At 71.3% G+C, this 17,227-nt stretch carries 18 protein-coding genes and 1 pseudogene; 7 read left to right on the top strand and 12 right to left on the bottom strand.

Annotated features, from left to right (window positions below; translation table 11 throughout):
• Positions 1–27: 27 nt before the first annotated feature.
• From AC07DI_RS17160 to AC07DI_RS17140, 5 genes are all read right to left on the bottom strand, one after another.
• Entirely contained in the window at positions 28–915 is an 888-nt protein-coding gene (locus AC07DI_RS17160; protein ID WP_384248073.1) for an amino acid ABC transporter permease, read from the bottom strand.
• Positions 912–1,556, bottom strand: a complete 645-nt coding sequence (locus tag AC07DI_RS17155) for an amino acid ABC transporter permease (protein WP_478905076.1) — start codon at positions 1,554–1,556, stop codon at positions 912–914. Before AC07DI_RS17155 ends, AC07DI_RS17160 begins: the two co-directional genes overlap by 4 nt.
• 9 nt (positions 1,557–1,565) lie before the next feature.
• Positions 1,566–2,510 carry a glutamate ABC transporter substrate-binding protein gene (locus AC07DI_RS17150; protein WP_478905075.1) on the bottom strand — a complete coding sequence of 315 codons (945 nt, stop codon included), beginning with the start codon at positions 2,508–2,510 and terminating at the stop codon, positions 1,566–1,568.
• A 15-nt stretch (positions 2,511–2,525) separates the two neighbouring features.
• Entirely contained in the window at positions 2,526–3,269 is a 744-nt protein-coding gene (locus AC07DI_RS17145) for an amino acid ABC transporter ATP-binding protein (RefSeq protein ID WP_384248077.1), read from the bottom strand.
• Between the two features lie 114 nt (positions 3,270–3,383).
• Entirely contained in the window at positions 3,384–3,827 is a 444-nt protein-coding gene (locus tag AC07DI_RS17140; RefSeq protein ID WP_384248079.1) for a DUF6278 family protein, read from the bottom strand.
• A 529-nt stretch (positions 3,828–4,356) separates the two neighbouring features.
• Here AC07DI_RS17140 and AC07DI_RS17135 point away from each other — a divergent pair.
• From AC07DI_RS17135 to AC07DI_RS17125, 3 genes are read left to right on the top strand one after another with little or no spacing between them, the layout of a single operon-like run.
• The gene (locus AC07DI_RS17135) at positions 4,357–4,503 is read left to right on the top strand and encodes a hypothetical protein (protein ID WP_384248080.1); all 147 of its coding nucleotides are present in this window, start codon (positions 4,357–4,359) and stop codon (positions 4,501–4,503) included.
• The gene (locus AC07DI_RS17130; protein WP_478905074.1) at positions 4,500–5,156 is read left to right on the top strand and encodes a PRC-barrel domain-containing protein; all 657 of its coding nucleotides are present in this window, start codon (positions 4,500–4,502) and stop codon (positions 5,154–5,156) included. Before AC07DI_RS17135 ends, AC07DI_RS17130 begins: the two co-directional genes overlap by 4 nt.
• Complete coding sequence (locus tag AC07DI_RS17125) at positions 5,153–5,605, top strand: hypothetical protein (RefSeq protein WP_384248084.1); 453 nt, start codon at positions 5,153–5,155, stop codon at positions 5,603–5,605. Before AC07DI_RS17130 ends, AC07DI_RS17125 begins: the two co-directional genes overlap by 4 nt.
• A 92-nt stretch (positions 5,606–5,697) precedes the next feature.
• On the opposite strand, the gene AC07DI_RS17120 is transcribed toward AC07DI_RS17125, so the two are convergent.
• Both AC07DI_RS17120 and AC07DI_RS17115 read right to left on the bottom strand, forming a co-directional pair.
• On the bottom strand, positions 5,698–6,525 hold the full coding sequence (locus tag AC07DI_RS17120) for an ABC transporter permease (RefSeq protein WP_478905073.1): 828 nt from the start codon (positions 6,523–6,525) through the stop codon (positions 5,698–5,700).
• Positions 6,522–7,433 (bottom strand): ABC transporter ATP-binding protein, encoded by a 912-nt coding sequence (locus AC07DI_RS17115; RefSeq protein WP_478905072.1) that lies wholly within the window; start codon positions 7,431–7,433, stop codon positions 6,522–6,524. The genes AC07DI_RS17120 and AC07DI_RS17115 overlap by 4 nt, the downstream gene beginning before the upstream one ends.
• A 133-nt stretch (positions 7,434–7,566) precedes the next feature.
• Here AC07DI_RS17115 and AC07DI_RS17110 point away from each other — a divergent pair, with 133 nt between their 5' ends.
• From AC07DI_RS17110 to AC07DI_RS17100, 3 genes are all read left to right on the top strand, one after another.
• Complete coding sequence (locus AC07DI_RS17110; RefSeq protein ID WP_478905071.1) at positions 7,567–8,883, top strand: sensor histidine kinase; 1,317 nt, start codon at positions 7,567–7,569, stop codon at positions 8,881–8,883.
• On the top strand, positions 8,880–9,542 hold the full coding sequence (locus AC07DI_RS17105; protein WP_384248092.1) for a response regulator: 663 nt from the start codon (positions 8,880–8,882) through the stop codon (positions 9,540–9,542). The genes AC07DI_RS17110 and AC07DI_RS17105 overlap by 4 nt, the downstream gene beginning before the upstream one ends.
• Positions 9,543–9,801: 259 nt before the next feature.
• Positions 9,802–11,514 carry an SGNH/GDSL hydrolase family protein gene (locus AC07DI_RS17100; RefSeq protein ID WP_478905105.1) on the top strand — a complete coding sequence of 571 codons (1,713 nt, stop codon included), beginning with the start codon at positions 9,802–9,804 and terminating at the stop codon, positions 11,512–11,514.
• 41 nt (positions 11,515–11,555) lie between these two features.
• On the opposite strand, the gene AC07DI_RS17095 is transcribed toward AC07DI_RS17100, so the two are convergent.
• From AC07DI_RS17095 to AC07DI_RS17080, 4 genes are read right to left on the bottom strand one after another with little or no spacing between them, the layout of a single operon-like run.
• Entirely contained in the window at positions 11,556–12,335 is a 780-nt protein-coding gene (locus AC07DI_RS17095; RefSeq protein WP_478905070.1) for an exodeoxyribonuclease III, read from the bottom strand.
• Between the two features lie 30 nt (positions 12,336–12,365).
• Positions 12,366–12,998 carry an MBL fold metallo-hydrolase gene (locus AC07DI_RS17090; RefSeq protein WP_384248659.1) on the bottom strand — a complete coding sequence of 211 codons (633 nt, stop codon included), beginning with the start codon at positions 12,996–12,998 and terminating at the stop codon, positions 12,366–12,368.
• 55 nt (positions 12,999–13,053) lie between these two features.
• Positions 13,054–14,355 carry a bifunctional 3-oxoadipate enol-lactonase/4-carboxymuconolactone decarboxylase PcaDC gene (gene pcaDC, locus AC07DI_RS17085; protein ID WP_384248661.1) on the bottom strand — a complete coding sequence of 434 codons (1,302 nt, stop codon included), beginning with the start codon at positions 14,353–14,355 and terminating at the stop codon, positions 13,054–13,056.
• Positions 14,356–14,387: 32 nt separating this feature from the next.
• Positions 14,388–15,422, bottom strand: a complete 1,035-nt coding sequence (locus AC07DI_RS17080) for an IS110 family RNA-guided transposase (protein WP_478905069.1) — start codon at positions 15,420–15,422, stop codon at positions 14,388–14,390.
• Positions 15,423–16,008: 586 nt separating this feature from the next.
• Here AC07DI_RS17080 and AC07DI_RS17075 point away from each other — a divergent pair.
• Positions 16,009–16,125: pseudogene (locus AC07DI_RS17075) on the top strand (IS5/IS1182 family transposase); the annotation flags it as partial.
• Positions 16,126–16,274: 149 nt separating this feature from the next.
• Here the strand turns inward: AC07DI_RS17075 and AC07DI_RS17070 are convergent.
• Positions 16,275–17,174, bottom strand: a complete 900-nt coding sequence (locus AC07DI_RS17070; RefSeq protein ID WP_478905068.1) for a lipase family protein — start codon at positions 17,172–17,174, stop codon at positions 16,275–16,277.
• Positions 17,175–17,227 lie beyond the last annotated feature (53 nt).

Below are 17,227 nucleotides of genomic sequence, written 5' to 3'. Positions count from 1 at the left end.
ATGGCCCTACGTGCTACTGCGCTCCCCCTACGGCCCCATGGGCGTGGGGGGACCACCGGGCAGCAGCGTCCCCGGTTCGGCCGGCGCCACATCGGCGGCCTCCGTCTTGGGGTTGCGCCGCTGACGCTTGGACACCCACTGGGCGAACCACGACAGCAACATGCACATCCCGATGTAGACAGGTGAGATCACCATGACCACGGGGATGAAAGGCAAATCGTAGTCGAGGTTCGACGCGATCAGCTTCCCGGCATGGAGGAACTCCTCGTAGGTGATGAGATAACCGAGCGAGGTGTCCTTCAGGGCCACCACCAACTGGCTGATGATGGCGGGCAACATGGCACGAACGGCCTGCGGTACGAGGACGTGTGACATGACCTGTGTCTTGCGCATTCCAAGTGCGTAGGCCGCCTCCCGCTGCCCCCTCTCCACAGAGTTGACGCCGGATCGGAAGACCTCGGCGAGTACGGAGCCGTTGTAGAGCGTGAGCCCGGCGACCAGCGCGGGCAGCGGCTGGACCTTCAGCGCCACGAAGACGAAGAAGATCATCACCAGGACCGGCATGGCGCGGAAGAACTCCACGACGAGTGTGGCGGCCCAGCGCACGGGCCGGTGGTCGGAGAGCCTGCCCATGGCGAGCAGGCCGCCGAGCGCGAGCGCGAGGACCGCGGAGATCGCGAAGGCCTTGAGCGTGTTGCCGAGGCCGCGCAGGAGGAGTTCCTGGATGCCCTTGTACGCGAAGGGCGTCCACTTCACCGACGTGAACTGGTCGGTGTCGAAGAGCAGGTAGAGGATCCACCCGATGAGCGCGAGCACGAGCAGGGTGGAGAGCGCCCCGTACGCCTTGTGGCGGCGGACGGTTCGGGGGCCCGGGATGTCGTAGAGGGCGGTGGAATCGTGGGAGAGGGCTTTCATCGGGCGACTCCCCAGCGCTTTTCGAGGACATTGAAGACCGCGCTGATGGCGAGGGTGATGACGAGGTAGCCGACGGCGATCCAGACGAAGGTCCAAATGATGTTGTAGCCCAGCTCGCTGAGCGTCTTGTACGTGCCGAGCAGCTCGATGACGCTGAACGCTCCCGCGATCGCGGAGTTCTTGGCGAGCGCGATGAGGTTGGAGCCGACCGGCGCGATGACGGAGCGGAAGGCCTGCGGAAGGACCACCATGGAGAGGGTCTGGCCGAAGGACATGCCGAGGCTGCGGGCCGCCTCCCCCTGCCCCTTGGGCACGGTGTTGATGCCCGATCTGAGCGCTTCGCAGATGAAGGCCGAGGTGTAGCAGCCGAGGGCGAGCACCGCGAACACCTTGAAGGGCAGCACCAGGCCGAAGCGCGGAAGACCGAGCAGCACCGCGAAGAAGAGCAGCGTGAGCGGGGTGTTGCGCAGGATCGTGACCCACGCCGTGCCCAGCGCCCGGAAGGAGCCGACGGGCGCCACCCGGAAGGACGCCATGACGAAGCCGAGCACGAGGGCGAGGACCGAGGCGTAGACGGTCAGTTCGACGGTGCCGAGGAATCCCTTGCCGAACGTGGAGAAGTTGTCTGTCAGTACGTCCACGACGCCTCCTCAGCTCGCCGGGTAGCGGTCGATGGCGGGCGGCTTCGGAGCCGGGACCCCGGAGAGGCCGAGGGTGGCGTCGTACGCCTTCTTCCAGTCGCCGTCCTTCTCGCGGGCCGCGAGGGCGTCGTCCACGGCGAGCCTGAGGGCGTTGTCGCTCCTGGGCACGCCGATGCCGTACGGCTCCTTCGAGAACGGCTTGCCGGTCACCTTGAGTTCGTCGGGCACCTTGGCCGCGTAGCCGATCAGGATGGCGTCGTCGGTGGTGACGGCGTCGACCTGGAAGGTCAGCAGGTTGTCGACGCAGACCGAGTACGTGTCGTAGGCCACGAGGGTGGCCTTCGGGTAGTCCTGCTGGATGCGCTGGTAGGGGGTGGATCCGGCGGCCGAGCAGACGCGTTTGCCGGCGAGGTCCCGCGGGCCCTTGATGCCGTCCTCGTCGCTGCGCACGAGCAGGCCCTGGCCCGCCATGTAGTAGGGGCCGCCGAAGCCGACGAGCTTCTTCCGGTTGTCGTTGATGGTGTAGGTGCCGACGTAGTAATCGATCTGCCCGTTCTGCAGGGCGGTTTCGCGGTTCGCCGACGCGATGGTCTTGAACTCGATCCGGCCCGGGTCGAGACCGAGCGAGGCCGAGATCATCTTGGCGATCTCGATGTCGAAGCCGGAGTACCTGCCGTTGGCCGGGTCCTTCTCGCCGAGGTAGGGCTGGTCCTCCTTGGCGCCGACGACGAAGTGGCCGCGGCTCCTGGCCTTCTTCCAGGTCCGCGACGCGGGCAGCTGGAAGCCGGTCGCCACCCGGTACTTGGGCAGCTTCTCGGCGGCGGGCCCCTTGGTCGGCGGGCTGCCCTCCTTGCCGCAGGCACCGGCGGCGCAGGCGGCGAGCAGGAGCGCGGCGAGCAGGCGTGTCGTACGTGTGGTCCGGCGCGTGGTGTGACGCGTGGTGTGGCGCTTCACGAGCACGTCCCCCCGTCAGTGCTTGAGGATCTTGGAGAGGAAGTCCTTGGCGCGCTCGCTCTCCGGGTGGGTGAAGAAGTCCTCGGGGGTGCGGTCCTCGACGACGCGGCCGTCCGCCATGAACACGACCCGGTTGGCGGCGGAGCGGGCGAAGCCCATCTCGTGGGTGACGACGACCATGGTCATGCCCTCGCGGGCGAGCTGCTGCATGACTTCGAGGACCTCATTGATCATCTCGGGGTCGAGGGCCGAGGTCGGCTCGTCGAAGAGGAGCGCCTTGGGGTCCATGGCCAGCGCGCGGGCGATGGCCACGCGCTGCTGCTGGCCGCCGGAGAGCTGCGCCGGGTACTTCTCGGCGTGCGCGGAGAGCCCCACGCGCTCCAGGAGCTCCCGGGAACGCCGGTCCGCCTCGTCCTTCTTGCGGCCCCGCACCTTGATCTGCGCCAGTGAGATGTTCTGGAGAACGGTCTTGTGCGCGAAGAGGTTGAAGGACTGGAAGACCATGCCCACCTCGGTGCGGAGTCTCGCGAGCGCCTTTCCCTCGTCGGGCAGCGGCTGCCCGTCGAGCCGGATCTCGCCCGACTGGACGGTCTCGAGCCGGTTGATCGTCCGGCACAGTGTGGACTTGCCCGACCCCGAAGGGCCGATGACCACGACCACCTCCCCCTTGCCGACGGTGAGGTCGATGTCCTTCAGGACATGCAGTTCCCCGTAGTACTTGTTCACATCACGCAGCTCGATCAACGGATCGACGGCCATGGCAAGACCTGCCCACTCTCAGCTGTGTACGTCCGCGCAAACTATCCACGTAGAAACGGGACTTACTGGACGACACGCACTTATGGGCATTAACCGTATTTGACGCAATTCCGGTTACGCCTCGGAAGCCTCCGCGTAGACCTGCGACAGCTCGGGCGCCCCGTGGACCGCCCAGCCGAGCCCCGCCTCCACGACCTGGATGTCCCGCCCGCTCCTCAGCCGTACGACGGGGCTGCCGCCCGGCCAGACGTCCCAGGTCGCGCCCGGCACGGTCCGCACCACGACGGAGCCGAGGTAGAGCCCCGCGTCGTTGCCGAGCCAGGGCAGCAGCTCGGGGTCGTCGCGCCAGCGCGGCAGGAGCTGGTCGAGGGCGGTCAACGAGGCCGGGGAGTCGTCGAGTTCGAGACCGGCGGCGCCGGCCTGGGAGCGCAGCAGCTCACACTCGAAGAGCAGCTCGGCGACACCGTCCGGGTCCTGCTGGAAGGCGGCCGCGAGACCTTCGGCCGGATCCGCCGAGGAGTGCCGTCTGCGCCACTTGTCGAGGAACGGGATATTCATGATCGGCCTCTCCCATGTCCGGATTCCCACGAATGTACCTTGCGTCAGCTGATCACGGAATCAGGCGGATCACCCTCCTCAGAGGGTCGTCCGGGCACCCGGCGCATCGCATCCGATCCGCCGCTCAGAGCCTGTCTTTGAACCCCCGTCGTCCGCGCGAAGCGCGGGCGCAGCGGTGGATTGGGGCCTCCCCTGCTCGAGCGGAGCCGAGAGCTTGGGGAAGCGTGCGATCGGTGTGCGGAGTCCCAGGTCATGTGGCGGAGCCACCTGTCCTGGGGCTCCGTGCGCCGAGCGTGCGTGCCGGGCGCCGGGGCGCAGACGGGGGTTCAAAGACAGGCTCTCAGCCGGGGATGACCTCGATCCGTTCGCCGTTGAGGAGGCCGGGCGGCGCCCACCCGGCCGGGGATATGACACAGGCTCTCACCCGACGACCCATGAGGTGACTGTTCGGCGCGAGGGGGTACCCGTGGGGATCTGATGGCCGGTCCGGTCGGACGGGGCCGGTCCCGGTCGGTCCGGGAGGTGGACGATGGTGTGGTGGGCGTGGTTGGTCGCCGTGCTCGTCGTGGTGGGGCTGCTGGTCGCCGCGTTGGTCGGTGTGCAGGCCCGGCGGCGCAGCGGCGGTGTGATCGTGGTGCGGCGCGGGCGGCGCCCCGGGCGGGGGAGGGCACGATGACGGCGGCCCTGCCCGCGGTGCTCGCGGCGGGTGACCTCACCAAGCGGCCGGTGGTCACACTGGACGGCGAGGCGGTCGCGCAGGTCAAGGATGTCGTGCTGGACGGAGCGGGCGGCCGGATCGCCGGGTTCACGCTGGCCGGGCGCGGGCTGCTGTCCGGCCCGATGCGCAAGAGCCTGCCGTGGGCGGCGGTCCACGCGCTGGGCGCCGACGCCGTGATGATCGCTTCGGCCGACTCGCTGGAGGACAAGTCGGCCGTCGCGTCCTGGCAGGAGGCCTCGGGCGGTCTGGTGCGGGGCGCCCGCGTGCTCACGGATCAGGGCGTGCAGGTCGGCACCGTCCTCGACGTACTGGTCGAGGCCGGCCGGGAAGGCCGGGTGGTCGGCGTCGAGATGTCCTCCACCGAGGCGCTTGGCCGGCACGAGCGCAAGGTCTTCCTGCCCCTCGGTGGCTGCCCGGCCATGACCGGCGACACGTTGCTTGTCCCCGCGCGGGACACCGAGTACATCGTCGAGGAGCTGGGCGAGCTGGCCGCCGCGATGTGGAGCAAACGGCTCGCCGACACGGGCGGGCTCACGGCGACGGGCGGGCCGCACACCGCGGAGGAGCCCCACGCGGGCCCCGGCACCACCGGTGAGGAGCGGACCTCATGATGCTGCTCAGTCAGACCGTGGGACGCCCTGTCGTCAGCGCATCGGACGCCGCTCAAATCGGCACCGTGGCCGGGCTCGTCGTCGAACCGGAGGGCCCGGACGGCGCCCTCGTCACCGGCGTGCGCCTGGACGGCGTCAAGGACGGCGGTGACGTCGTCGCCTGGGCGGACGTGCACGCGGTCGGTCCCGACGCGGTCGTCGTCGGGGCGGCCACGGCGGCCCGGTTCGTCTCGGCCGACTCGTCCAAGAGTCAGGACCTGCTGGGCAAGCGCCTGTTGACGGAGCTCGGCGACACCGTGGGGACGCTCGCCGACGTCGCGTTCGACCCGGAGTCCGGTCGCATCGACACCCTGCACAGTTCGCGCGGCGACCGGATCCCGGGCGGCCGGCTGCTCGGCATCGGCTCGTACGCCGTGGTCATCGGTGTCGCCGGGGAGGGCGGCGCCTGACGGGTCGTCGCCCCCGGACGAGCTCACATGTCACCCCGGGACGAGTTCACCCCTCACCCCGGGACGAGTTCACACGTCCCGCCGGGACGAGTTCACACGTCGCGCCGGTCCACGGTGAACACGGCGACGGCCGCCGCGGCCACCGGCCAGATGGCCATGACCAGCCACGCGCCCGTGGGCGTCCACGGGTAGAGGGCATCGGCGCCGCCGGCGCCCTGCTCCGAGAGCCGCAGCCACGCCTTGTACGGCATCGTGTGGCCCATGACCGCGGTGACGTACCGGTCGTCGCTGAGCGCGATGGGCAGCAGGAGGAGCAGCACGAACGAGGCGACCATGGTGGCGCCGCTGTGGCGCAGCAGGGCGCCGAGCGCCATGCCGGCCAGGGCGGAGACCGGCGCGAGCAGCGCGGACGCGATGACCAGGCGCCACGCGCCGGGGTGGCCGATCGGGACGCCGGCGCCCTTGCCGGACAGGATCGCCTGGGTCAGCCAGAAGGAGCCGCCCGCGACGGCCGCCCCGAAGGCGGTCATGACCGCGGCGATCACCAGGGCCTTGGCGGCCATCAGCGGGCGCCGGGCCGGGACGGCCGCGAACGTCGTGCGGATCAGCCCGGTCCGGAACTCAGCGACGAGACAGAGGGCGCCGACGGCGCCGGCCGAGAGCACCAGGATCAGGCTGGCGTTGCCGGTGAAGGCCTCCTGCAGCGGGATGCCGTCACGGATGAAGCGGGCCCGGTGGGCCGCGTCGTCCTGCGACCAGTAGCGGTAGGTGTCGTACGCCGTACCGGCGTTGACGGCGACGACGGCGAGCCCGGCGAGCAGCAGGGACCAGCCGGTGGAGCGCAGTGACCACAGCTTCAGCCACTCGGCGGCGACGAGGTCGCGGAAGCGGGGGCGGGGCTCGGCGGCCTGCCGGTTCATCGGGGCTCTCCTGCCGGGTATTCGACGCTGTCGGCGGTCAGTTCCATGAACGCCTCCTCCAGGGAGGCGGTCCGCGTGGTCAGTTCGTGCAGCGGGACCCGGTGCTCCAGGGCGAGTTCGCCGACGCGGGGCGCGCTCACTCCGCTCACCGCGAGCCGCCCGTCGTCCTCGGCGGCCACCGACGCCCCGGCGGCGGTGAGCAGCCGGGCGAGCACCGGGGCGTCGGGGGTGCGTACGGTCACAGCGGCGCGGCCCGAGCGGCCGGCGAACGCGGCGAGGCTCTCCGCGGCGATGAGTTCGCCGCGCCCGATGACGATCAGCTGGTCCGCGGTGTGCTCCATCTCGGACATCAGATGGCTGGAGACGAACACGGTGCGGCCCTCGGCGGCGAGGCGCCGGAAGAGGGCGCGCACCCACCGCACGCCCTCGGGGTCCAGGCCGTTGAGCGGTTCGTCGAAGAGCAGCACCGGCGGGTCGCCGAGGAGCGCGGCGGCGATGCCGAGGCGCTGCCGCATGCCGAGCGAGAAGCCCGCGACGCGGCGCCGTGCGGCGTCCGCAAGGCCGGCCTCCGCGAGGACCTCGTCGACCCGGGAGCGCGGGATGCGGTTGCCGCGGGCGAGGACGCGGAGGTGGGCGCGGGCGGTGCGGCCGCCGTGCACGTCGCCCGCGTCGAGGAGGGCACCGACGTGCCGCAGGCCGCGCGCCCGGTCGCGGAACGGCCGCCCGCCGACGGTGACGGAGCCGCCGGTGGGCCCGTCGAGGCCGAGGATCATGCGCAGGGTGGTGGACTTCCCGGCGCCGTTCGGGCCGAGGAACCCCGTCACCAGGCCCGGGCGCACCTGGAAACTGAGGGCGTTCACCGCGGTCTTGGCGCCGTATCTCTTCGTCAGTTCGTTGGCTTCGATCATGGGGACCACGGTGCCGCGCGCCGCCCCCGCCCGTCGTCGGCCCGGCGCTGACACTTGCCGTCGGCGGGGGTCGACCTGGGTCGTACACCCGCGGTCCGATGTCCGGACGAATCCGCCTGGCTACGATCGGCGCATGTCCGTCACACCGCCGATGTCCCTGTTCAGGCATGCCCCGCCGGGCGTGTGGGCCGCCGCCTCCTGGTGTCTGGGCATGGCTGTCGCCGCCCGGGCGTACTCCGGGCTCCCGCTGATGCCGACGAGTGCGTTCGGGGGCCCGTCCCCGGTCGGGTGGCTGGTCGTCGTGGTGGCCACCGGGACGGCGGTGGTCGCCGCGCGGCTGCTGGGGCGCCGTCCCCTGCCGGCCCTCGGGCTGCTGATCATCGCCTCGTACGCTGCCACCCTCGCGCTCAACGAGACGGGCATCGCCTTCCTGCAGTACGCGGCCATCGACGTCGCCCTGGGCTTCATCGCGGCGACCAGGGCCCCGCGTTCGCGCCGGACGGCCCTCGTCCTCGCACTCTGCGTCCTGCCCGGCTACGCGCTCCTGCGGCAGTTGCTCGGCCTCCCCGTCCAGCTCCCCCACTCCCTGGACACCAGCTGGTCCGAGTGGCGGACCTACTCCCTGATGGCCGTCGTCGGCTGGCTGGTGGGCGACTCTGTGCGGCGGGCCCGCGCGTACGCGGAGCGGCTCAGCTCGCAGGCCACGAGGCAGGCCGTCACCGCCGAACGGCTGCGCATCGCACGGGAGATGCACGACACGGTGGCGCACAGCATCGGCATCATCGCCCTGCAGGCGGGCGCGGCGGCCCGGGTCGTCGAGACCCGGCCGGCGGCGGCGCGGGAGGCGATGACCGCGGTCGAGCTCGCGGGCCGGGAGACCCTCGCCGGGCTGCGCCGGATGCTGGGCGCGCTGCGCGAGAGCGAGTCGGGCGAGGGTCCGGACGGGACGCGCCGGCCGGCGCCGCGCGGTCCCGCCGAAGGCCTCGCGGACGTGGAGCGGCTCGCCGCATCGACGACGGCGGCCGGGGTGCGGGTGGACGTGACATGGCGGGGCGAGCGGCGGCCGCTGCCCACGGACGTCGACCTGTCGGCGTACCGCATCATTCAGGAATCACTCACCAATGTGGTGCGGCACGCGGCCACCACGGCCTGCACGGTGTCCGTGGACCACCGCGACGAGGAGATCATCATCGAGATCGAGGACCGCGGCCGGGGCCGCGCGAAGACGGCCGCCGCGTCAAGCACGGGCACGGGCCCAGGCACGGCCTCAGGCACGGGCCCAGGCACGGCCTCAGGCACGGCCTCAGGCACGGGCGTTGGCTACGGCCTCGTCGGCATGCGCGAGCGAGTCGCCCTGCTGCACGGCGAGTTCAGCGCCGCGCCCCGGCCCGGAGGCGGCTTCCGCGTACGCGCCCGGCTGCCCCTGCCCGCCCCGGCGGTCGCCCGATGACGGCGGTCCGCGTCCTGCTCGTCGACGATCAGCCCCTCGTCCGTACCGCCCTCGGCATGGTCATCGCCGAGGCCCCGGACATCGAGGTCGTGGGCGAGGCAGCGTCCGGTGACGAGGCCGTCCGGCGGTGCGCGGAACTGCGCCCGGACGTCGTGGTGATGGACATCCGGATGCCCGGCATGGACGGCATCGAGGCCACCCGCCTGATCACGTCGGGCCCGACGCCCGCGCACGTCGTCGTCCTGACCACGTTCGACGACGACGATTACGTGTACGGGGCGCTGCGCGCCGGTGCGGCAGGCTTCCTCGTCAAGGACATGGCCCTCGACGACATCCTGGCGGCGGTGCGGACCGTCGCGACCGGCGACGGGCTGCTCGCGCCGAGCGTCACGCGCCGCCTGATCAGGGAGTTCGCGCAGCGGCCCGCGTCCGCGCCGCCGCGCGATGTCACGCTCGCGGGCATCACCGACCGCGAGCACGAGGTCCTGACCCTGGTAGGCCGCGGCCTCTCCAACACCGAGATAGCCGGGGAGCTCTGCCTCAGCGTCGCCACCGCGAAGACGTACCTGACCCGGCTGCTCGCCAAACTCGGCGCGCGGGACCGGGTGCAGCTGGTGATCATCGCATACGAGAACGGGCTGGTGTCGGCGGAGCGTTGAGGCGGCCAGGGAAACAGCCGGTGCTGCGGCAGGCGCCGGTCCCCCGTCTCCCGTCCCCCCGCCCCGTCCCCCGTCTCCCGTCTCCCCGGCGAGTTCGCGTCGCGTTCACGCGTCCCTCATTGACTCGTCTCCGGTGCCTCCTTAGCTTCATGGCGCATCCGTCATCGCCCACCGCGCGGAAGGAGCTACGTTGCGTACGTTGCCTCGACGTATCCGGGGAGCCGCCGTCGCGCTCGCCCTGTTCACGGGCATCCTGCCGATGGCACCGGCACAGGCCGCCGCCCCGCACGGACCCGGGCCGCTCCCCCTTGAGCGGCTCTTCGACAACCGCGCCGTCAGCGACGACGCCCGCCCCGCCGACGCGGACTTCGACGGTACGGGCGGCTCGCTGTCCGCGCGGGACCTGGTCTCCGCGGGCTGGCTCCCCGGCCGGCCCCTGGCCGTCGACAGGGCCCGCCTCACCTGGCCGCGCACCGCGCCGGGCGCGCCGGACAACGTGCGGGCCGACGGGCAGGCGGTACGGGTGCGCGGGCGCGGGGACGCCCTCGCCTTCCTGGTCGCGGGCACGGGCGGCGAGGCGAGCGGCACGGGCACGGTCCACTACCGGGACGGCTCGCGCGGCGGCTACCGGCTCACCGCCCCGGACTGGCGCTCGGGCCCGCTCGCCACCAAGTCCGTCGCCCTGCCGCACATCAACACCCCCGGCGGTCAACTCGCCGAGAAGGCGAAGCTGTACGTGGTGACGGTGCCGCTGGCCCCGGGCCGCGAGGTCGCCTCGGTGCGGCTGCCCCGCGATCCCGGCGCCGCCGACCTGCACGTCTTCGCCCTGTCTGTGCGGGCGGGGACGAAGGGCTGGACCGGCACCTGGTCGGCGTCGACCGCAGGCTACCCGGCGGTGGGCCCCTGGACCGACCGGACCGTGCGGCTCGTCGTGCACACCAGCGCCGGCGGGCCGCGGGTACGCGTCCGGCTCGACAACACCTTCGCCGCGGCGCCCGTGCGGATCGGCGGCGCGACGGTGGCGGTGCGGGGGACGGGGGCGGGCGCGCGGGGCGAGCCGCGGCGGCTGACGTTCCGCGGCGCCACCGGTACGGAGATCCCGGCGGGCGCCCAGGCGTTCAGCGATCCCCTCGGCTTCGACGTGCCCGCCGACACCGACCTCCTGGTCAGCTTCCACCTGCCGGGCCCCGTGACGGCCGCGCCCGTGCACAGCCAGGCGAGCCAGCGTTCGTACGTCAGCACGCCCGGCGACCACGCGGCGGACGCCTCCCCGGCGGCGTACACCTCGACGATCACGACGTGGCCGCTGCTCACCGGCGTCGACGTGAGCGGCGGGCCCGGCTCCGTCGTGGTGCTCGGCGACTCGATCACCGACGGCGCGAAGTCGACACCGGACGCCAACCGGCGCTGGCCCGACGTCCTCGCGGACCGCCTCAGGAACCAGACCCGTGTGCCACGCTACGGCGTGCTCAACCAGGGCGTCTCCGCGAACCGGGTGGTCGCCGACCGCTATCCCGGCGACGGCGTCTCCACCGACACGGGCGGCGTGAGCGCCCTGCACCGGCTCGACCGCGACGTCCTGGCCCAGACGTCCGCACGCACCGTCGTCGTCTTCGAAGGCGTCAACGACGTGCGGTGGGGCGCCTCGGCGGGCGAGGTGATCGCCGGTCTGCGGCAGCTCGCGGACCGCGCCCACGCGCGCGGCCTGCGGGCCGTGGCGGCGACGATCGCGCCCTGCGAGGGCGAGTCGCTCTGCACGGCGGCCGCGAACGGGCAGCGGGAGGCCGTCAACGCGTACCTGCGCGGGAGCGGTGCCTTCGACGCCGTACTCGACTTCGACGCGGTGCTGCGCGATCCCGCGCACCCGGCGCGGATGTCCCCCGCCTACGACAGCGGGGACCACCTGCACCCGGGCGACGCGGGCCTCGCGGCACTGGCCGGGTCGGTGGACCTGCGACTGCTGGCGCCGTAAGCACTAGAGCCATACAAGTACCGATATGCCCCCTGTATGCCCTATACGTCCAGGTCGACCACGACCGGGGCGTGGTCGGACGCGCCCTTGCCCTTGCGCTCCTCGCGGTCCACGTACGAGTCGGAGACGGCCTTCGCGAACGGCTCGTTGCCGTAGACGAGGTCGATGCGCATCCCGCGGTTCTTGGGGAAGCCCAGCTGGCGGTAGTCCCAGTACGTGAACGGGTGCGCGTACTTCAGGGGGCGCGGCACGATGTCCGTGAGGCCCGTCTCGCGCAGGGCCGCGAGGGCGGCGCGCTCGGCCGGGGAGACGTGTGTGGCGCCGACGAAGAGCGACGGGTCCCAGACGTCGTCGTCGGTCGGCGCGACGTTGAAGTCGCCGAGGACCGCGAAGGGGCGCGGACCCGCCGCGTCCTCGGCGACCGCCGCCCTCAGGGCCTCGAACCACTGGAGCTTGTAGGTGTAGTGGGCGTGGTCGACCTCGCGGCCGTTGGGCACGTACACCGACCAGAGGCGGACCGGACCACAGGTCGCGGAGATCGCGCGCGGCTCGTCGAGGCCGTCGTACCCGGGGCCGCCCGGCAGGCCCTTGACGACGTCGTCGAGGCCGGCCCTGGAGACCAGCGCCACGCCGTTCCACCGACCCGTCGCGTTCACCGCGGACTCGTAGCCCAGCTCACGGAGCTCGGCGGCGGGGAACTGCTCGGCCGTCGTCTTGGTCTCCTGGATGCACAGCACGTCCGTGCCGCTGCTCTCCAGCCAGGCCAGGAGCCGCGGCAGACGGGCGGTGATCGAGTTCACGTTCCAGGTGGCGATGCGCATGTTCCCCAACCTACCGAACACCACTGACAGTCAGAGCGCGACCGACTCCCCCGGCGTGAGCCGCAGGTGCCGGGTGCCGCCGAGGGAGCCGATCTGGTTGTCGTAGATCGGCCGGGCCAGGTCGGTGAGGAGGGCGTCGTGCACGTCGTAGGCCCGCTGCGGCTTGACCTCACGCACGTAGTCGATCACCTCGGAGATCTTGCTCCAGGGGGCCATGACGGGCAGCATCAGCGTCTCGACGGCCTGGTCGGGGACGGTCAGCGCGTCGCCGGGATGGAACACGGAGCCGTCCACCAGGTATCCGACGTTGGTGATCCGCGGGATGTCCGGGTGGATGACCGCGTGCAGCTCGCCGTGGACCTGCACGTCGAACCCGGCGGCCGTGAAGGTGTCGCCGTGCCCGACGGTGTGCACGCGCCCGGGGAAGGCCGCCGAGATCTTCTCCGCGACGGACTTCAGGGTCCAGATCTCGGCGCCGGGGCGGGCCTCCATGGCGGCCCGCAGCCGGTCCTCGCTGAAGTGGTCCGGGTGCTCGTGCGTGACGAGGATCGCGTCGGCGCCGAGCGCGGCGTCCTCCTCGCTGAAGCCGCCGGGGTCGACGACGAGCGTGCGTCCGTCCTTCTCGAGACGCACGCACGCGTGGGACTTCTTGGTGAACGTCATGCCCTTGGCGCGGGCGGAGCGGGTGTCGGCGGAAGTCGTCATGCCTCCCATCCTGCTACTCCTGCGGCGTGGTTTCCTCACGGATCACGGCCTGGGCGACCCGGAAGGCCGAGTTCGCCGCGGGAACACCGCAGTAGACGGCGGCCTGCAACAGGACTTCCTTGATCTCGGCGGGGGTGAGGCCGTTGCGCAGCGCGGCCCGGGTGTGAAAGCCGAGCTCCTCGAGGTGGCCGCCCGCGACGAGCGCGGTGAGCGTGACGCAGCTGCGTGAGCGGCGGTCCAGACCCGGGCGGTTCCAGACCTCGCCCCAGGCGTAGCGCGTGACGAGCTCCTGGAACTCCCCCGAGAAGTCGTCGGCGGCGGCGAGGACCCGGTCGACGTGCGCGTCCCCGAGGACTTCGCGGCGGACCTTCATCCCGGCGTCGTAGAGGTCGGGCCGGACCCCGCCCGCCACGGCCTCGGGCTGCTCCACCGAGGCGATCTCGGCGACGGGCGCGACGGGCGACGGCGGGGCGAGGACGGGCTTGACGGGCGGCGCGCTGATGGCCGACTGCCCCGCGCCCGCTTCGGCGGCGCTCTGCCAGGCCGAGGAGAAGTGGCGTACGAGGAGGTCGGTGACGGCGGCGGGCTGCTCGACCGGCGCGAGATGAGAGGCGCCCGGCACGACGGCGAGCCGCGCGTCGGGGACCCCCGCGACGAGCGTGCGGGCCTCGCCCTGTCCGGTGACCTGGTCCTCGGAGCCCACGAGGACCAGCGTCGGCACGCCGATCCTGCCCAGCTCGGCGCGGATGTCGAAGGCGGCGAGGGCCTCGCAGGCGGCGATGTAGCACCCCGGGTCGGTGGTGCGCACCATCTGCACGGCCCAGTCGGTGATCGCGGGCTGGGCGGCGGCGAAGCCGGGCGTGAACCAGCGGTCGGGCGCCGAGCGCGCGATGGGGTCGAGGCCGTTGCTGCGCACGATGACGCCGCGCTGGCGGAACTCGTCGGCCGTGCCGAACCGCGGCGAGGCGGCGATGAGCGCGAGGGAGGCGACGCGCTGCGGATGCCGGAGCGCGAGCTCGGCCCCTATGGCGCCGCCGAAGGCGCACCCCGCGTACCCGAAGCGCTGCACACCGAGCTCGTCGAGCGTGGCGAGCAGCCGGTCGGCGAGCTCCCCGACGGACCCGCACGGGTGGGCGGGCGCGCCACCGTGCCCGGGCATGTCGAAGCGGAACACCCGCCACTGCCGGATCAGCTCGGGTATCTGCCGGTCCCACATGTGCCAGGTGGTACCGAGTGAGGCACCAAGGATCAGGACCGGAGCGTCTTCTGGCCCGTCGAAGCGGTATTGCAAAGTGTTCATCGGTGTCTCGCTCACCCGCCAGACCCTCTCATCCGTCACGACAGCCCCTATGAGCGGGGTGCTGGCTGTAGCTGTTTGACCAGGTGGAAGACCTCCCGGGCCGCGTAGCGTTTGAGGCAACGGATGATTTCGCGACGGGTCTTCCCCTCCTTGATCCGGCGCTCGTAGTAGTCCTTGGTACGTGGGTCGACCCGCAGGCGCGTGAACACAATGCGGTGGAGGGCGGCGTTGGCTTGCCGGTCGCCGCCGCGGTTGAAGCGGCGGACCTGCCGGCGTCCCGAGGAACGCTCGACGGGACTGACCCCGCACAGCGCGGCGAAGGACGCCTCACTGTCCAAGCGTTCCGGGTTGTCTCCCACCGTGATCAGCAACGCGACCGCCGTGTCCGGACCGATGCCCACCACATCAAGCAGTTGCGGGGCATGGCATTTCACGAGGCGGGCCAGGCGAGTGTCCACCTCCCGGATCTGCTCGGAGAGCTGGCCGATCCGGTGGGCGAGCAGACCCAGTGTGATCCGCGTGGCCTGCAGCACCGACTCCCCGCCGGCATTCTCGCGACTGCTCGCATCGGCGAACCGCCCACAGGTACGGAAGAGTTCGGCATTACCCAGGTGGGCCAGTTCTTCCCGCAAGGCGGGGTCAGCAGTGACGAGGACGGCCTTGAGCTGGTTGGTGGCCTGCGTACGGGCTTTGACGGCCGACGCCTTCGTGAGCTTGTACATCCTGGTGATCTGCACCGGCCCGTCGCCAGATTTGGCACGAGCACAGGCCCGTCCGCTCAATACGGCTCGCGCCGCGTTCTGAGCATCGAGCGGATCCGACTTGCCGCGCCGACGACGATCAGCCCGGTCCAGCCAGTTCACGTCAAACACGTCGATACCCTGGGCCAACAGATAGCGGGTCAAGGACGCCCCGTAGGAGCCAGTCCCCTCCACCCCAGCCCGCCTCACGGCTCCCGACTTCCTGACCCACTTCAGCAGATCCCGGTAACCAACCGCACTGGCCGGGAACTCGCCGGTGGCCAACACCGCCCCCGTCAAGGAAAGCACCGAAGCCACATGCGCATCACGATGCGTATCCACCTACAGCACCACCTCCCCCGCCGGACGGCGACGGCGGGACTTCGAAGCAGGCAACGTACTGGACACGGTTGAAGTCGCCATACCCGATCCCTTCCCAGTCCAATGACGCGTCGCGTTGCCGGTACCGGGCCGCGTCAGGCGGTCAGAATCGTGAGGACGCCACAACAATCGGCAGGCCCCTATCGGGACACGCCCCGCCAGCCCGGCACCAACAACGCACCATCCCCAGCCAACGGCCGACACTATGTGACCGGGGCACCTTGGTCAGAAGAGTCATGAGTCAGGCCCCAGACTTGGGACAGCACCCACCCATCCTCCCGCCTCACACGCCACATCGACCCCTGTGTCCGATCTCGATCGGCAGTGAGGGCTGTTCGACAGTCGACGCCCAGCACCGACAGCACGTGCGTGAACAAGAACAGTGTCCGCGGGCCTGCTCGGAGAGCCTTGTGCTTCTCGCCGTCGAACCCGGGCGGGCAGCCGCCCGTCGAGCACACTGCCGCTGACCGAGCTGGACCCCGGATCGGACCTCGATCCCAAGGCCCCCTTCATGGCACGCACGTTCGGCGTGAAGGACGGGGGCGATCGCGTGCCGGTTCCCCGCATCGGCGGTGGTCACCCGCGGACCCGGCCCGCTCACGTACTGGCCGACCGGGCCTACTCCTCCCGCGAGATCCGCCAGTATCTGCGTCGGCGGCAGATCCCCCACACTCAGTTCACGCGGACGCCCTCCGTGAAACCGCATTCAGATCGTCACGAACTCCGCCAACTCGGCACACATCTGCAACTTGCCGCCTGTCCGCATACCCGACATGCAGCCGAACAGCATGAACAGGAACACCTAACAGAGTCCTATGAAGCGGCGGTCCGCGTAGCGACCGTGTAGGCGAGGGGGGCCTGGGACAGGTATCGGACGGCGTCGTGGGGGGTAGCGATGCCGTTGCTGACGCGGGTGTCGAGGAGCGATCCGGACGTCACAACGTGCGCGAGGCCCACCCCTCCGGTTACAAGGTCTCCGTCGGCGTGGAAATTATGCCAATGGAGCGGCTCCGGCACGCTCAGGTGGGCGTCGCCCGGAAGGCCGCTGCGTATGGTGAGCCAGCCCAGCGGGGAGCCGCAGGTGATCAGGGTGTGGGTGTCGGGGGCCTGCAGTTCCCGGCGTTGAAGCATGTCGTACGCGATGACGCTGCCGAGCGAGTGAGCGATGAGGACGCGCGCTCCGGAGCGTTCGATCTCGGCCCGGATCACCTTGCGGATCTGCTGACCGAGTTCTTCGTCGTGCAGGTAGCGGTATGCCTGCCGGACCAGAATCAGAACCTTTGCCCCGGCCCCCCGTCCGTGGCGGGCGTCCGCCGCCGCGAGGCGACGGGATACCGCATTGGGGATGTAAGGCAGAGGAGCGCCGAGAGTGCCCTGGTGGGGGCGTGCCTCGGGAAGCGGACCCGGCGCGTAGGCCGTGAGGGCCTGGATGACGAAGTCCTCCTCGTGCGTGCCCATCGGTTCGTCCGCGTCGAGCAGTTCTACGTCGCCAGGGCCCAGGTGCCTGTCGCCGCCGACGGCGGCGGGCCGGTAAAGACCTGTGTAGTGGGGCACCGTCAGGCTGGGGATGGCGGTGTGGGGGCCGTACTTCCGAGTCAGGCCCCGCTTGAGTGCGTTGCCCCAGTCGTACGCGAGGCGGGTCTCGTTGGTCCTTCCCTGGCCGATGCCGTGAACACCGACGATGTGCGTGTCTGCCTCGGTGGTCTCGTTCATGCTGCTGCCCCCTGTCCGCCCCGTCGGCGCGCAGATCGTATCGTGTGGGCCTG

Source organism: Streptomyces sp. NPDC044106 (genome assembly GCF_056433985.1).
Note: the sequence above shows the minus strand (reverse complement) of the source record. Positions and strands in the feature narration are given on the sequence as shown.

What these genes read in the sequence shown, in the direction of transcription:
- AC07DI_RS17160 (WP_384248073.1), bottom strand. Translation starts at nt 915, where the DNA reads ATGAAAGCCCTCTCCCACGATTCCACCGCCCTCTACGACATCCCGGGC.
- AC07DI_RS17145 (WP_384248077.1), bottom strand. Translation starts at nt 3,269, where the DNA reads ATGGCCGTCGATCCGTTGATCGAGCTGCGTGATGTGAACAAGTACTAC.
- AC07DI_RS17140 (WP_384248079.1), bottom strand. Translation starts at nt 3,827, where the DNA reads ATGAATATCCCGTTCCTCGACAAGTGGCGCAGACGGCACTCCTCGGCG.
- AC07DI_RS17135 (WP_384248080.1), top strand. Translation starts at nt 4,357, where the DNA reads ATGGTGTGGTGGGCGTGGTTGGTCGCCGTGCTCGTCGTGGTGGGGCTG.
- AC07DI_RS17130 (WP_478905074.1), top strand. Translation starts at nt 4,500, where the DNA reads ATGACGGCGGCCCTGCCCGCGGTGCTCGCGGCGGGTGACCTCACCAAG.
- AC07DI_RS17125 (WP_384248084.1), top strand. Translation starts at nt 5,153, where the DNA reads ATGATGCTGCTCAGTCAGACCGTGGGACGCCCTGTCGTCAGCGCATCG.
- AC07DI_RS17120 (WP_478905073.1), bottom strand. Translation starts at nt 6,525, where the DNA reads ATGAACCGGCAGGCCGCCGAGCCCCGCCCCCGCTTCCGCGACCTCGTC.
- AC07DI_RS17115 (WP_478905072.1), bottom strand. Translation starts at nt 7,433, where the DNA reads ATGATCGAAGCCAACGAACTGACGAAGAGATACGGCGCCAAGACCGCG.
- AC07DI_RS17110 (WP_478905071.1), top strand. Translation starts at nt 7,567, where the DNA reads ATGTCCGTCACACCGCCGATGTCCCTGTTCAGGCATGCCCCGCCGGGC.
- AC07DI_RS17105 (WP_384248092.1), top strand. Translation starts at nt 8,880, where the DNA reads ATGACGGCGGTCCGCGTCCTGCTCGTCGACGATCAGCCCCTCGTCCGT.
- AC07DI_RS17100 (WP_478905105.1), top strand. Translation starts at nt 9,802, where the DNA reads ATGGCACCGGCACAGGCCGCCGCCCCGCACGGACCCGGGCCGCTCCCC.
- AC07DI_RS17095 (WP_478905070.1), bottom strand. Translation starts at nt 12,335, where the DNA reads ATGCGCATCGCCACCTGGAACGTGAACTCGATCACCGCCCGTCTGCCG.
- AC07DI_RS17090 (WP_384248659.1), bottom strand. Translation starts at nt 12,998, where the DNA reads ATGACGTTCACCAAGAAGTCCCACGCGTGCGTGCGTCTCGAGAAGGAC.
- AC07DI_RS17070 (WP_478905068.1), bottom strand. Translation starts at nt 17,174, where the DNA reads ATGAACGAGACCACCGAGGCAGACACGCACATCGTCGGTGTTCACGGC.